17 protein-coding genes are annotated in these 13,546 nt (G+C 70.9%); 13 read left to right on the top strand and 4 right to left on the bottom strand.

The window, feature by feature from the left end:
- The first annotated feature begins 131 nt into the window (after window positions 1-131).
- From ACWEJ6_RS12420 to ACWEJ6_RS12395, 6 genes are all read left to right on the top strand, one after another.
- Window positions 132-422 carry a hypothetical protein gene (locus ACWEJ6_RS12420; protein WP_452423441.1) on the top strand — a complete coding sequence of 97 codons (291 nt, stop codon included), beginning with the start codon at window positions 132-134 and terminating at the stop codon, window positions 420-422.
- A 203-nt stretch (window positions 423-625) separates the two neighbouring features.
- On the top strand, window positions 626-985 hold the full coding sequence (locus ACWEJ6_RS12415; protein ID WP_358296109.1) for a hypothetical protein: 360 nt from the start codon (window positions 626-628) through the stop codon (window positions 983-985).
- A 132-nt stretch (window positions 986-1,117) separates the two neighbouring features.
- Window positions 1,118-2,368, top strand: coding sequence for a sensor histidine kinase (locus ACWEJ6_RS12410; protein WP_452423439.1), 1,251 nt, complete (start codon window positions 1,118-1,120; stop codon window positions 2,366-2,368).
- Window positions 2,365-3,015, top strand: a complete 651-nt coding sequence (locus tag ACWEJ6_RS12405) for a response regulator (protein ID WP_452423437.1) — start codon at window positions 2,365-2,367, stop codon at window positions 3,013-3,015. Before ACWEJ6_RS12410 ends, ACWEJ6_RS12405 begins: the two co-directional genes overlap by 4 nt.
- Window positions 3,016-3,081: 66 nt before the next feature.
- A complete protein-coding gene (locus tag ACWEJ6_RS12400; RefSeq protein ID WP_452423435.1) occupies window positions 3,082-3,591 on the top strand; it encodes an alcohol dehydrogenase catalytic domain-containing protein in 510 nt (169 codons plus the stop codon).
- A gap of 112 nt (window positions 3,592-3,703) precedes the next feature.
- On the top strand, window positions 3,704-3,910 hold the full coding sequence (locus ACWEJ6_RS12395) for a hypothetical protein (RefSeq protein WP_452423433.1): 207 nt from the start codon (window positions 3,704-3,706) through the stop codon (window positions 3,908-3,910).
- 8 nt (window positions 3,911-3,918) lie between these two features.
- Here ACWEJ6_RS12395 and ACWEJ6_RS12390 read toward each other — a convergent pair whose 3' ends face one another.
- Window positions 3,919-4,617, bottom strand: coding sequence for an MBL fold metallo-hydrolase (locus ACWEJ6_RS12390; protein WP_452423432.1), 699 nt, complete (start codon window positions 4,615-4,617; stop codon window positions 3,919-3,921).
- 121 nt (window positions 4,618-4,738) lie between these two features.
- Here ACWEJ6_RS12390 and ACWEJ6_RS12385 point away from each other — a divergent pair, with 121 nt between their 5' ends.
- A complete protein-coding gene (locus ACWEJ6_RS12385) occupies window positions 4,739-5,671 on the top strand; it encodes a LysR family transcriptional regulator (RefSeq protein WP_452423430.1) in 933 nt (310 codons plus the stop codon).
- A 49-nt stretch (window positions 5,672-5,720) separates the two neighbouring features.
- Here ACWEJ6_RS12385 and ACWEJ6_RS12380 read toward each other — a convergent pair whose 3' ends face one another.
- Window positions 5,721-7,175 (bottom strand): MFS transporter, encoded by a 1,455-nt coding sequence (locus ACWEJ6_RS12380; protein ID WP_452423428.1) that lies wholly within the window; start codon window positions 7,173-7,175, stop codon window positions 5,721-5,723.
- Between the two features lie 84 nt (window positions 7,176-7,259).
- Here ACWEJ6_RS12380 and ACWEJ6_RS12375 point away from each other — a divergent pair, with 84 nt between their 5' ends.
- Window positions 7,260-8,090, top strand: a complete 831-nt coding sequence (locus ACWEJ6_RS12375; protein ID WP_452423426.1) for a helix-turn-helix transcriptional regulator — start codon at window positions 7,260-7,262, stop codon at window positions 8,088-8,090.
- Window positions 8,091-9,073: 983 nt separating this feature from the next.
- Here ACWEJ6_RS12375 and ACWEJ6_RS12370 read toward each other — a convergent pair.
- The gene (locus ACWEJ6_RS12370) at window positions 9,074-9,763 is read right to left on the bottom strand and encodes a Pr6Pr family membrane protein (protein ID WP_452423424.1); all 690 of its coding nucleotides are present in this window, start codon (window positions 9,761-9,763) and stop codon (window positions 9,074-9,076) included.
- Window positions 9,764-9,836: 73 nt separating this feature from the next.
- Between ACWEJ6_RS12370 and ACWEJ6_RS12365 the strand changes: the two genes are divergently transcribed.
- The 3 genes from ACWEJ6_RS12365 (at window position 9,837) to ACWEJ6_RS12355 (ending at window position 11,727) form a co-directional block, all read left to right on the top strand.
- The gene (locus ACWEJ6_RS12365) at window positions 9,837-10,445 is read left to right on the top strand and encodes a PadR family transcriptional regulator (RefSeq protein ID WP_452423422.1); all 609 of its coding nucleotides are present in this window, start codon (window positions 9,837-9,839) and stop codon (window positions 10,443-10,445) included.
- The gene (locus tag ACWEJ6_RS12360) at window positions 10,442-11,239 is read left to right on the top strand and encodes an alpha/beta fold hydrolase (RefSeq protein ID WP_452423420.1); all 798 of its coding nucleotides are present in this window, start codon (window positions 10,442-10,444) and stop codon (window positions 11,237-11,239) included. Before ACWEJ6_RS12365 ends, ACWEJ6_RS12360 begins: the two co-directional genes overlap by 4 nt.
- Window positions 11,240-11,472: 233 nt before the next feature.
- Window positions 11,473-11,727: a hypothetical protein gene (locus ACWEJ6_RS12355; RefSeq protein WP_452423418.1), complete on the top strand. Its 255-nt coding sequence runs from the start codon at window positions 11,473-11,475 to the stop codon at window positions 11,725-11,727.
- A 111-nt stretch (window positions 11,728-11,838) separates the two neighbouring features.
- On the opposite strand, the gene ACWEJ6_RS12350 is transcribed toward ACWEJ6_RS12355, so the two are convergent.
- A complete protein-coding gene (locus ACWEJ6_RS12350) occupies window positions 11,839-12,360 on the bottom strand; it encodes a MauE/DoxX family redox-associated membrane protein (RefSeq protein ID WP_452423416.1) in 522 nt (173 codons plus the stop codon).
- Between the two features lie 329 nt (window positions 12,361-12,689).
- Here ACWEJ6_RS12350 and ACWEJ6_RS12345 point away from each other — a divergent pair, with 329 nt between their 5' ends.
- Together ACWEJ6_RS12345 and ACWEJ6_RS12340 are read left to right on the top strand one after the other, a co-directional pair.
- Complete coding sequence (locus ACWEJ6_RS12345) at window positions 12,690-12,878, top strand: hypothetical protein (protein WP_358296152.1); 189 nt, start codon at window positions 12,690-12,692, stop codon at window positions 12,876-12,878.
- A 70-nt stretch (window positions 12,879-12,948) separates the two neighbouring features.
- Complete coding sequence (locus ACWEJ6_RS12340) at window positions 12,949-13,527, top strand: TlpA family protein disulfide reductase (RefSeq protein ID WP_397159378.1); 579 nt, start codon at window positions 12,949-12,951, stop codon at window positions 13,525-13,527.
- Window positions 13,528-13,546: the final 19 nt, after the last annotated feature.

The following is a 13,546-nucleotide window of genomic DNA, read 5'->3' as shown; positions in this document are numbered from 1 at the left end:
CGACTGACACCTGGTCTTCCGGCGTCGGCGGGGGCCAGGACGGGTCCCATCGCCACCTGGAGAGCATGATCATCGAACGGACCGACAGCCAGGTGATCGCGGCGCGCTGGTGAACGGAGGGAACGGGAGTCATGATCAAGCCCTTCGGTTCGCCGACCACGGCCCAGAGGGGGCCCGGCTGGACCGGGTGGCCGCCGCCGCGGGCGTCAACCAAGGAGCGCATCCACCAGTACTTCGGCAACAAGGAGCAACTGTTCGCAGCCGTGCTGACCTGGGCGCTGAAGCAGCTGGCCGAGGCGGGGGACGGTGCGGGCAACGCTCGCGACACTCTCGTCCGCCGGTTGCCAAGATCGTCGCATGACGTCACTCCACCGCCCGCGCGGGAACCCCACGCAGAAGCAGACCTTGCCCGCATGAGCTGAGTGCTCACCGTCCTCGTGCCCGGGCGGCCGTCCCGGGCCGGGGCGCTCGGTGAGAGCATGCTCCACCGATCGGCTGATCGGCTCCACCACCTGAACGGTCACCCGAATCCACCGCCCACTCGGAGGATCGGGCGATCCGCGCGGGGCGCCTGCGTTGCGACGCTGGATCCCGTCGGTGAGCACCAAGGACGGAGACGGTCGAGATGCGCAATGTGGTGTGGCTGGTCAGAGGGTACGTCCTGGTCAGCGTGCTGACGCTGGTCACGATGGTCGTGTTCCGGAACGACGCGGCGATGGTCCCCGACTCGGTGTGGATCCGCGGCACGCTCGTCGCCGTCGCTTCGCTGGTCACATGGTTCTTCGCGGTACGGGCGGCCAGAGGCGAGCGGAAGATGCTGCTGCGGCTGCGGATCGTCACCTCGATCATGCTGGTCGCGATCGTGGTGATCATCGCGTTGCCCGGTCTGTTCCCGCTCTGGTTCAAGCTGGAGCAGGGTGTCTGCGGCCTGCTCCTGCTGCCGGTGGTCGTCCAGCTCAACCGGCGGCCGGCGGACCGGCGCTGAGCGCGCCGATCGACGAGGCGGCGCAGGAGCGCGCCGACCCGAGGGCGGCGGACGGCGCTTCCGGCGGCGCGGGAGTCCCGACGGCGGCGGCTAGATTGTTCTGGGAGCGGGTGAGCGATGGACAATTGGCGGATGGCCGCGCCGGCGGGCTGGGAGCGACGGCTCCTTCCCATGATCACCGTGGTCCCGTACGTGCTGCTGGCCGTCATGGCCGCCCTGACGATCGTCGTCAAGCACGACCAGCCGGGCTCGCTCGCCCTCGACCTCGCGCTCTGCGCGGCAGCCGCGGTGTGGAAGCTCGTGCTCTTCACGCTGCACCCGCAGTGGCGCGGGCGAGTCGGCGTGATGAGCGTGTTCATCGCGGGCCTGATCCTGTTCGGGCTGGTCATGGTCGTACGCGATCCGTGGTTCGGCGTCTACACGCCCGCGCTGTACTTCTACGCCTTCCGGATCATCGGCTGGCCGCGTGAGCTGTACTTCATCGCGGGCGTCGCGGTGGTGGCGGGCACGGCGCAGTCGGCCGGTCTGGACTTCGGCACCTGGATGGGCCTGCTGGAGTATCTGGGGGTGCTGGCCGTCAACGTCGTGCCGATGTGCCTGATGGCCTGGCTCAGCGAGGTCGGCGCACGCTACTACGCGGCACGGGAGACGGCGCTGCGCGAGAGCAGGGAGGCCAACGCCCGGCTGGCCGCGGCCCTGGCCGAGAACGCGGCACTCCAGGAACGGCTGGTCGAGCAGGCTCACGAGACCGGCGTCCTGGACGAGCGGGCCCGGATGGCGCGGGAGATCCACGACATCCTGGCCCAGGGCCTGACCGGCATCGTCACGCAGTTGCAGGCGGCCGAGCAGGCGGCCGACGACCCGGCCGCGTGGCGGCGGCACCACGCGGCGGCGACCGCGCTGGCCAGGGAGAGCCTCACCGAGGCGCGGCGCTCGGTGGACGAGCTGCGCCCCGAGCCCCTGGAGTCCGGCCGTCTGGCCGACGCCGTCAGCGAGGTCGCGGCCAAGTGGTCGGCCCGCCACGGCCTTCCGGTCCAGGTGGCCGTCACCGGCGAGACCCGGACGATGCCCCCGCAGGCCGAGGTCGCCCTGTTACGGGTCGCGCAGGAGGCGCTGGCCAACGTCTTCAAGCACGCGTCCACCGCCACCCGCGTCGGCCTCACCCTCTCCTACACGGATCGGCAGGTGGTGCTCGACGTCCGCGACGACGGCCCCGGCTTCGACCCGGACGTGCGCGCCGGTCACGACGGGGGCTTCGGGCTGGTGGCGATGCGGCAGCGGATCGAGGCGCTGTCGGGCGCGTTGCGAATCGAATCAGAGGTGGGCGGCGGGACCGGGATCTCGGCCTGTCTGCCCGCGGACACGCCGGAGGCAGGCACATGAGTGACGCCATCAGGCTGCTCGTGGTCGACGACCATCCCGTCGTGCGTGACGGGCTCAGCAGCATGTTCGCCCGCGATCCCGAGTTCATCGTGGTGGGGGAGGCGGCGGACGGAGCCGAGGCCGTCCGGCTGGCCGAGGCCCTCGCGCCGGACGTGATCCTGATGGACCTGCGGATGGCGGGCATGGACGGCGTCACCGCGATTGGTGAGCTGGCCAGGCGCGGCGTGCCGGCCCGGGTGCTGGTGCTGACGACGTACGACACCGACAGCCACGTGCTGCCCGCGATCGAGGCGGGCGCCACCGGTTACCTGCTCAAGGACGCGCCGCGCGAGGAGCTCGTCCGTGCCGTACGCTCGGCCGCGCGCGGCGAGGTCGCGCTCTCGCCGTCGGTGGCCGCCCGCCTGGTGAGCCGGCTCCGCACCCCGGCCCCATCGACCGGGCCGTTGAGCCAGCGCGAACTGGAGGTGCTACGGCTGGTCGCGGCCGGCCACAGCAACCGCAAGGCCGCCGTCCGGCTGTTCATCACCGAGGCCACGGTCAAGACGCACCTGCTCAACATCTACGCGAAACTCGACGTCAACGACCGCGCGTCCGCGGTGGCGGAGGCGTACAACCGCGGCCTGCTGGGGACGCCCGAGCGCCCGTAACCCTCGCCGCCCGCCCCGCTCCGGCGAGCCCGATCGGCGGATCCCGGCACCAACTGGGCGGAGTGGGTGCGTTACCCGTTCCGGCCCGGGTACAGCATGGCCGGGATCGTGGAGGCGGTCGGCGAAGGCGTCACGACAGTGCGGCCCGGCGACCGCGTGCAGAGCTACGCGTCCCACCAAGAGCTGGTCACGCTCCCCGAGCGCGAGGCCCGGCTGCTGCCCGGCGGCGTCGCGGACGAGGAGGCGGTGTGGGTGCCCCTCGTCGTCACGGCGGCGGGCACCGCCAGAGCCGCGATCACCCTGGGCGAGACCGTCGTGGTCATCGGACTCGGCCCGGTGGGACAGCTGGTCGTCCAGTACGCGGTCGCGCATGGAGCCTCCCGCGTCATCGCCGTCGACACCGATGCCAGGCGGCTCGGCCTGGCCCGTACGCTGGGCCGTGTCGTCCTGCTCGGCGACACGCCCACGCCGCCCTCGTCTCCGACGACCCGTCAGCCGGCCCGCTCAACCGTGACGCGGTGGCCGAGTTGTACTTCCGCCGCCTCGCCTCCGGCACGTTCCGTACCGCCGGAATGATCTCCGAGCGGGTGTCGCCCATGGACGCGGAATCCACCTACGCACGCCTGCGGGACGGCGGCGCACCGCCTGGAGCCCTCTGCTTCGACTGGACCGACACGAAGGGGGAACGGTGACCGCCAAGATCGCGGTCGCCACCCGCGGGTCGGTGTCCACGATGAGCCTGCGCCGCCCATGCTGCCTGATCGTTCTGGTACGCGCCGAGGAGTCCTGGGACGGCGACCCGATCCGCGCCGACGCCGAGGGCATGGCCGCCGCGCCCGACGCCTCGCTGACGGCCTGGCTGGCACGCCCGAAGAGGACGGCTGAGAACGCCTGAGCAGCGGGTCAGGCGGGGAGCTCGGCGGCCGCCTTCCGGAGGGCGTCGCCGGCGTCCGTGACGGGGTCGCCGTGGCCCACGCAGGCCGTCCGGACGTCCAGTTCGGCCAGCCGCCGGAACGAGCGGAGCATCTCGTCACGGTCCATGTTGAACACTCCGGGCATGACCAGCCCGGACACGTGCGCCACAGTGTCGCCCGTGAAGAGGACTCCGTGCTCCGGCAGGTGGAGGGCGATGCTGCCGGCGGTGTGCCCGGGGGTGGCGATCACGCGGGCCCCGCCCCCGAAGGCGATCACGTCGCCGTCCTCAAGCTCGCGGTCCACCCGGCACGGCGGCGCGGGCGGCAGCAGGTGGGCGCCCAGACTGCGATGCAGGGCCCGCTCCTCGTCGGTGAAGTTCGGCGGCGGGGCGGGCACGTCCCCTCGGATCACCGGAGCCTCCAGGCGATGGGCCATCACCGTGACCTCGCCCCACGCCGTCACGTCCGCCGCACTGCCGCAGTGGTCCTCGTGGTAGTGGGTGAGGACGACCCGCCGTACGGCGTCGGTGCGCAGCCCCAGCAGGCCGATCGCCTCTGCGATCTCCCCGGCCGAGGTGGCGATGCCCGTGTCCACCAGGGTGAGCACACCGTCGTCGTTCCACAGGTACGCCTGCCCGAACGTCAGCCGCAGCAGGTGCAGGCGCCGGTCGACCTCCACGACCTCCATCGCGGAACCCCTCTCATCAGCACGGATGTCAGGGAACAGGTAACCGGTCCGCCGATGGCACTGTCCAACATCCATGGGACCGCGGATTGACAACCGATGGTTGTCGATGCAGGGTCTGGGCGTGGAAGCAGACGTTTCCGGCGTACGCGCCTTCATCGCGACCGCCGAAGAACTGCACTTCGGCAGGGCCGCCGCGCGCATGTTCATCACCCAGCAGGCGTTGTCGAAACGCGTCCGCAGGCTGGAGGACGCCCTCGGCACGCCGCTGTTCGACCGGACCACCCGATCCATCGAGCTGACCGCCGCCGGAAGGCGGTTCCTGCCCCTGGCCGTGGCGGCGGTGGCGGCGTTCGACGAGGCCGTGGGGGCGGTCCGCGTGGTGGACAGCCCCGTCCGCGTGGACGTCTACGACGAGCGCTTCACGCCCCTGCGCATGGTCAGGGAGGCGAGCGAGCGCGAACCGCGGCTGCGCGTGGAGGTGAGCATGCGACAGGGGCTCGCCGTGGCGTTGCCGGCGCTGCGCCGCCAGGAGATCGACGCGGCCTTCGGACGGGCGCGCGACCTGCCGTGGCCGGAAGAGCTGGCCCAGCGGATGGTCCACCTGGAGCCCCTGGCCGCGTTCGTCCCGGAGGATCACGCGCTCGCGCACCTGAGGGAGCTGCGGCCCGCCGACCTGCGGGCGGGCGGCATCGCGATGCCCGACCCGGCGGGCGCCGCCGAATGGCGCGCCTACCTGGGACGCCTCGCCGACCGTCTCGGCGTCCCCTTGCGCTTCACCGAGCCCGCCATCGGCCAGGGGCATCTGGTCCAGCAGTTCCTGCGCGAGAAGAGCGCCGTCGGCCTGGGGGAGTGGAGCATCGGCGCGACGGGGAGCGGGCTGCGCCGCATCCCCATCGTGGACCCGGTCCCCCTCCTGCCATGGTGGGTGGTCTGGCACCGCCGCAACCCGCACCCGCTGCTCCGTACGCTGCTCGGCCGGCTCCCACGCGTACGCCCGCCGGACCCGTCGGACGGGCGGCACTGGATCCCCGACGCCGACCGTGCCCTCCCGTAGGGGCGCGCCGGCGTGACCGGCGCGGCCTGACCGGCGGGCCGCGGGCCGTTCACGCGTGCGTCCTTCGTGGCCGGCGGGAGGTGGTGCGGAGCAGGGCGTACCCGATCAGGAGCGAGACGGCCAGCAGCACGCCGGCGTCCACGGCGGCGGCCAGCCGGACACCGCTCAGCAGAGCCGGGGCCGCGGCCTGACCGGCGGCCTGGAGCGTCGACACCTGCGCCATGCAGATGGCGCTGAGGATCGGGGTGCCGACGGTGATGCCGATCTGCTGGGCGCTCGTCACCAGCCCGGTGGCGACCCCTTGAGCCGTGTCGGGCAGCCCGGACGTCACGGTGACGCCGTAGGAGACCACGACCGACATGTGGCCCACGGAGGCCAGGCAGATCACGGCCAAGGCCGGCCAGGCACCCTCGGTCACGGTCATCGCGGCGGTGCAGACGCCCTGCAGGGCCAGCCCCGCGACCAGCGTCCGCCCCGCGCCCAGCACCCGGATCACCGAGGAGGACACCATGCCCGTCACGGCCAGCACGACGCCCTGGCCGCCGAAGAACAGACCTGTCCACAGGGGTGACAGCGCCACGACGTCCTGCAGGTAGAGAGTCAGCAGGAAGATGAACGAGCTCATCATGGAGAAGGTGATCAGGCCGCCCAGGCTGCCGAAGGCGACCGTGGGCCTGCGCAGCATCGTCAGCGAGACCAGCGGCTGCGCGGCTCGCGACTCGATGACCACGAACCCGCCCAGCAACAGCACGGCCGCCGCCATGGCCACCACCCTCACCGCTCCCGCCGCCGACAGGGCAAAGATGAGGCAGACCAGGCCGCCGCTGACGGTGGCGGCTCCGGGCAGATCCAGCCGGGGGGAGCGGGCGCCCCGGCTCTCGGTCAGCAGTCGGGGCGCCGCCACGGCGAGGACGCCGCCCGCGACGGCCAGCAGCGCCATCGTCGAACGCCAGCCCAGCGTGTCGGTCATGGTGCCGCCGACCAGCATGCCGACGGTGAATCCGAGGGAAAGCACCGACCCGCTGGCCCCGAGCGCCCGGTTGCGCTGAGGCCCTTCGGCGAAGGTCGTCGTCAGCAGCGACATGCCGGTGGGAACGACTGCTGCGGCCCCCAGCCCCTGCAGGACCCGCCCCGCGACGAACACCCCCGGGTTCCACGCGAGGGCGGCCACCACGGAGGCCACGGTGAACAGCAGGACGCCGCCCAGGAAGAGCCTGCGCCTGCCGTACAGGTCTGCCATGCGGCCGAACAGCAACAGGCACCCGCCCGAGGGCAGCGCGAAGGCGGTGATCGCCCATTGCAGGTCGGCCTGTTCCATCCCCAGCTCCCTGCCGAGATCGGGCAAGGCCACATTTAGAATCGAAAAATCCAAAGAAATGATGAATTGTGCGGCACACAGGATGGCAAGGATGAGTTTGGCACGCGTGGTGAAGCGAGCGCCGTGCTCCCCGGAGGAGGTTCCGGCACCGGCCTCGGCGTCCCTGGACAAGGGGTCGATCGTCATGACGTCCACGCTCGGCCATCACCGATCCGCGCGGGGAGAGCGTGGTGACACCGGTGGTGGCACCACCAGCCGAAGCGGTGCGCGGTGAGGTCGGGAGAGGAACGTCGCCGGGACCTGCGTGACTTCCTGGTGAGCAGACGCGCCCGCGTCAGCCCTGCCTCCGCCGGCCTGCCGGCGGGCGGGCGCCGGCGCACGCCGGGGCTGCGCCGTGAGGAGGTCGCGGTGCTGGCCGGGGTGAGCCCGGGTTGGTACCAGTGGCTGGAGCAGGGACGCGACATCAACGTCTCCGCGCAGGTGCTGGACGCGGTGGCCCGGGTGCTGCAACTGGACGAGGTCGAACGGCGGCACCTGTACACGCTGGCCGGGCACAATCCGCCGTCTCCGGCCGGACACCCGCACGCCTACTGCGAGGGACTGCAACGACTGATCGAAGCCTGGGACCCCAAGCCGGCGACCATGCTGGACGCCTCCTGGAACCACGTGGCCTGGAACGAGTCGGCCAGGCTCGCGCTGGACCTGGCGCAGGCCGAGCGCAACTGCCTGGTGGGCTTCTTCCACGACCCGCGGTACCGACGCCGGGAGCGGGCCTGGCAGGACCTGGCGCCGACCGTGGTGGCGGCCTTCCGCGCCACGGCGGCTGAGCAGCCCCGCGATCACGACATCCACGACGTGGTCCGCGCACTGGACGCGACCAGTCCCGAGTTCGCCCGGCTGTGGGCACGACAGGACGTCCAGGCGGCAGGAATCTGGATCAACGAGGTCGACCATCCCGTCGTGGGCACGCTGACCTTCGAGAGCAGCCAGATGAGACTGCCCGCCAGACCCGACCTGACCATGGTGCTGTACAACCCGCTGCCCTGCACCGACACCGCGGACAAACTCGCCTGGCTGCGCTCCGTCACCGCGCCCGTCTGAGACCGGCGGCCGTGAAGGGAGACGGGCTCATCGGCGGACAACAAGCTCCGGATTGTCGTGCTGGGCCACGTCTGATCGTTTCGCGGGCAGCAAGGCGGCCTTGGGTGATCATGTGCGGTGTGGAGTCGCTGCTGATCGCTCAAGGCCGTGAGGGTGAGTCTGCTCTGAAAGATGCCGCCTGTGTCGAGTCCTCCAGGGTGTTGTCCCGCTTCCGGAACGATGTCTACGCCTGCCTCAGGCCGCGGGCCGATGCGTTGTTGTGCGAGCCAGAGCCAGTGCGCTTGCCGGTGGACCTGAGCCTGTCGCCGGAGTACCGGCGTGGGCACGGCGCGTTGTACGGCGGGCTCAACCACGGCCGGATCGACCTGGAGCAGCTTCGGCAGGTGCTAACAGGTTGCCGTTACCGCGCTGGCCGGACGGACGGATCGTGCTGGCAGTGGACGTGTCGTCGCGGTTGCGCTCGGACGCCGCCTGCTCGCCGAGCGGCTGTTCTGTCACGTCTGCGGCCGGCCCAACGCGCCTCACAGTCATCCCAGGCTCGCCGTACTCGTTCGTCGCGGCGCTGAAGACGAGCCGCAGCTCGTGGACGGCGCCGCGGGCTCGTCTCGACGTCCTGGCTTTCCTGCTCCGGCCGCCCGTGTTGCTCACCGTTCGGTATCCAGGGCAGCCCCGCTATGACGAATACCATCTGGCCCAGCTGGCTGCCGAGAAGATCGGCTCAGAACTCATTTGTCTCGAGCTCCCTACGACGACCTGTGCCCGTGACATCGGGCACAACGCCGCGCTGGCACCCCGATCGACAAGTCGCCTCGGCTGAGCTGTTCGCCGTAGACGCGTGGTCAGGGGGAGCGGTTCGAACTCGCGTAAGGCGTCGATGGACGGACCGCGCGGAGTGTCGGCCTCGCGTTCGATCATGATCTCGCCCAGCACGGGACGCGCATGCGCGCCGCGTCCCTGAGCATCCACTCCACCGCCGGCCGGTCTCAGCGCCTTGCTGGAGTGGTGGGGTCTGCTGTGTCGGCGGCAGCCGAAGGGGGGAAGATCGCGAGCCTGCGACTGGCGTGATCGACCAGGCTGCGCAGGGCGATCAACCCGTCTCCGAGCAGTACGAAGCACACGGCCAGCGCCAAGGCCATGAGCGCCACCCCGTCGTACCCGAACTTGTCCACATCCAGAAAGGGATAGGGATACCGCTTCCACGCGTCGGGAGGCAGTAGGGCGCCTCTGACCAGGGCGAAGGCTAGATACGCCATCGGGTAGACCAGCCACCTGACAGCGGCCGCCCATCTTGGCCGAGGAGCGTTCCGGTCGAAGAACAGCCAGTCGATCACAGCCATGACGGGCGTCACATAGTGGAGGAGGAAGTTGCCCAGACCGTAGCCGTGCAGGGAGAGATGTTCGAAGGGGCTCGCTCCCCGCATGCGTAGAAAGTGCCAGACCAGCCCCGTGATCACGATGTAGAGCGTCACGGCTCCCTTGAGCTCGGCAGAGGGGCGCCAGCTGCCGATCACTTTCCAGGAGTAGAACCCCATGAGCAGCAGATTGCTCTGCACGGTGAAGAGCACGAGCGGGTTCAGCGGGCTGCCCAGGCCCATCCAGGTATAGATCAGGCCCACCATGGCAGCCGCTATCAGCATCAAGCGGTACGCCGTCCCCCAAATCACAGGGATCATGGTCGCACGAAGCGCATCGTACCGACCCACAATCACGCTTGTTAGTCATAATATGACTAGTTAGAGTATGGCTATGGCGCAACGTTCCGTCCTTGGACTCATCGTGCTGGGGCTGCTCACCGAGGAACCCATGCACGTCTACCGCATGCAGAAGCTCATCGAGCTGTACGGCAAGGACCGCGTCGTGAACGTCAGGCGCCGGGCAAGTCTGTACCAGACCATCGACCGGCTGACCCGCCTCGGCCTGGTGGAGGTGCTGCAGCGGGAGAGCACCGAGAGCCACCCGGACCGCACCGTCTACGCCATCACCGACCTGGGGCGCGAAACCGCCGAACGCTGGCTGCGCGAGATGCTGCGCACCACGGGCGGCGAGTTCCCCGAATTCGTCGCGGCCATTTCGATACTGGTCGGGCTCCCACCGGAAACAGCGCGCAAGGAGCTGGAGACACGCGCCCACGCGCTGGCCGGGGCCCTGACGGAGGTCGAGTCGACTCTGAAGTCCTCCGGTGAGGTGCCACGGCTGTTCCTGCTGGAGGAGGAGTACCGCCGCGCGGTGCTCACCGCCGAACTGGAGTGGGTCCGCGGTGTGGTCGAGGACCTGCGGCAGGGACGGCTGACCTGGGACGAACCATGGCGGCGCGCGATCGCGGCCGCCCTCGAATCGCCGGAGGAAGAGGCATGAGCAAGGGGTTGTACTACAAAGTGACGGGCTCGGGCCCGTTACTGCTGCTGATCGCCGGCGGCACCGACGACGCCAGGGACTTCACCGGGATGACGCCGCTGCTGTCCGACAGCTACACGGTGGTCTCCTACGACTGTCGCGGCATCTCCCGCAGCCGGTCCGACGGCCCGCCTCCGGACGTGTCGATGGAGACGCAGGTGGAGGACGCCCGTTCGGTCCTGAAAGCCGCCGGCGGCGGACCGGCGCACGTCTTCGGCAACAGCAGCGGCGGCCTGATCGCCATCGCCCTCGCCGCCCGCCATCCCGACCTGGTACGTACGGTGGTCACCCACGAACCGCCCGCCGTCTCCCTCCTCCCCGCCGACGATCCCCGCAGGAAGCTGGGCCACGAGGTGGACGAGGCGTACCGAAGCGGCGGGGTGGAGGCGGCGATGGCGCTCTTCGCGGCCGGCGCCGGTCTCGACAAGTGGGACCCGGACCCGCCGGGCGGAATCGCGGAGTCGCCGGAAGCGATGGCGCAGATGCAAGCCAAGCTCGCCCGGATGCAGACCAACCTGGAGTTCTTCTTCGGGCATGCGGCACTGTCGTACATGTCGTACAAGCCCGTCGTGGACCCCTCGATCCACGTCGTGGTGGCAGTCGGTGAGCAGTCGCGCGGGCAACTGCCCCACGACACGGCACTGGCGCTGGCCGAACGACTGGGCGTCAAGCCGATCATGGTCCCGGGCGGGCATTCAGGCTTCGTCACCCACCCAACCGCATTCGCCCACAAACTCCGCCAAATCCTGGCCTAACCCGGCCTCCTGAAACCCATTCCACCTTCGGGCGGCCTGCGTGGGTGGTTCCGCAGAACTGCGATGGCCTTGAGCAGGTGGCCCCGCTCGCCCCTCGTCCAGGTCGAGTTGAGCCCCGCCGGTAGGCAGCCGACGGTGCCCGGCAGCATGGTGTCTTGTTCGCGCGGCGCGTCCCCGGCCTTGCCCCGATAACGCGCCAGGGGTTGCGATCCAGCCCCGCGACTGGCACCACCGTGCCCGACACCGCCGCCGTGGCGCTCGTCCCCGGCGCGATCGGCCGGGCCATCCGGGTGGCGGGGGACGTGCTGACCATGATGGAGTTCCCCGCCCTGGAACGCGGCACCGGCCGCCGACTGTGGCTGCGCCGGCGCGGCGACGCCGACGAACTGGCGGCCGGGATCAGGCCGCCGGGATCGGGCGGCCGGGATCAGGCGGGGGCAGGCGAAGGCCCCCACCCGGGGGAGTACGTCGCCCTCCAGCACCCCTGAGGCATGGTCACCGGCAAGGCCAAGCTGAACCCGCTGCACCACAACCGCTCCCCAGCAGTCCGCCCGGCCCGTGTCAGCGAGTTCGCGAGCACGCTGCGCCCCTGACCCAGGTCAGCCGCGCAGCAGGGCGGTGAGGTCGTCCCAGCGGGACATGAGCAGCCCGGCGACGGCGCCGAAGACGCCGACGACGGCGGCGAGCGCGAGGTCGGCGGGCTGGGGAGTCGACGCGCCGGCCAGCCCGAGCAGGGCGACCGCGAGGAGCACGAGGTTGCGCACCACGTGCTGCACCCCCATGGGCGTGGTCGAGGCGCCGAAACAGCGGCACGACACCGCGGCCCCGCGCCGGACGACCAGCACGACGGCGACCGTGAGGCAGGCCAGCAACCCGGCCGCCAGCACGAACGCCGCCGTCCCCGCCCACGGCAGCGGGATCGCGGCCAGGACGACCACGAGGGCCTCCGCCACGGCGGCCGCGACGGCGACCGGCCGGGCCGCCGCGCCACGGGCGACCCTCATCGCCCTGACGGACTCGACGAACTCTCTCCAGGCCGTGCGGCTGGTCACCTTGCTCGCCAGCGCGAGCGCGAACGTGGTGAGCAGCAACAGCCGGCACGCCACGTCGACGTACTGCATGATCGCAACCTCACGAATCGGGCGATGGGGATGACGGGCCGGAGTGCGGCCGGGACCCGTCGGTCGTGGAGTCGCCGGCCCGCGCCGGGCTCGCCGAGGCCAGTGGGACGAATTCTTTCGGCTGATCCCTTACCGCCCGCATGTTGGCAGGTGATTCCCGTCCAGCGCAACACCCCGGATCGGCCGGCCGGGCCGCGCCGTCCGGAGAACCGGCGCTCTGCCTGGGCCGATGGGAGGCCGATGGGAGGCCGTTGAGAAACCATTGAGAAATCGTTCAGGAGGCTGACGCATGCTGCGGCCACCAGCCCACCGACCGAAAGGAAGGCTTCATGCGTGCCATGACCAAATTGGCCGATCGGCTGCTGGAGATGGTCGCCCCGCACACCGTCGCCCGGGCGACCGACTGCGACTACCAGTGTTGCAGGGCGGACTACTGGAAGTACTGCTGCTACTACCCGAACGGCACCTCGCACTGCGGCTCCTGCATCACCAACTCGAGCGCCAAGCAGTGGTGCTGAGACCGACCGGTGCCCGGCCGCCGTCCGGCGGCCGGGCGCCTCGTTCGTGCCCCTCTCCGGGAGTTGGACAGTGTCCTACGCAATCGCCGTGCCGGCTCTCGCCGGCGTTCTGTTCCTGATGAACCTGGTGCTGGCGCTCGCGGTGCTGCGGCGCCTGCGCAGGCACACCGCCCGCATCGACCACCTGTACGAGGTCGTCGCCGGCACCCCCGACCTCGACGGCCCCGCCACGGGCGACCTGGTCGGCGACTTCTCCGCGACGGACCTGGACGCGGCCCCCGTGACACGGGACTCGCTGCCGGAGGGCGGCGTGGTGGCCTTCCTGTCGCCCGACTGCGAGGGCTGCCGGGCGGAGCTGACCGAGCTGACCGCCTGGGCGGCCGGGCAGGACCGGTCGCGGGTCCTGGCGGTCGTGGACGCCCGCGCCGGGGACCCCGCCCGGATGGTCGCGGCGCTCTCCCCTGTGGCGCGGGTGGTGGTGGAGCGCGACCACGCGCACGTCGCCGAGGCCTTCGGGGCGCGGACCGTGCCGACCGTCTTCCGCGTCGCCGCGGGCGGGACGGTCCTGTCCCGCGTCCGCAGCGTCACGCGGCTCCCCGAGACCGCCGGGAGCCGCGGGGCTGAGCGGGCGGCGAGCAACCCGTCGTGAACGTCGAACCGGAGGTGAA

This window comes from Nonomuraea sp. NPDC004702, assembly GCF_053601695.1.
This window is presented reverse-complemented; position numbering and strand designations above follow the sequence as displayed.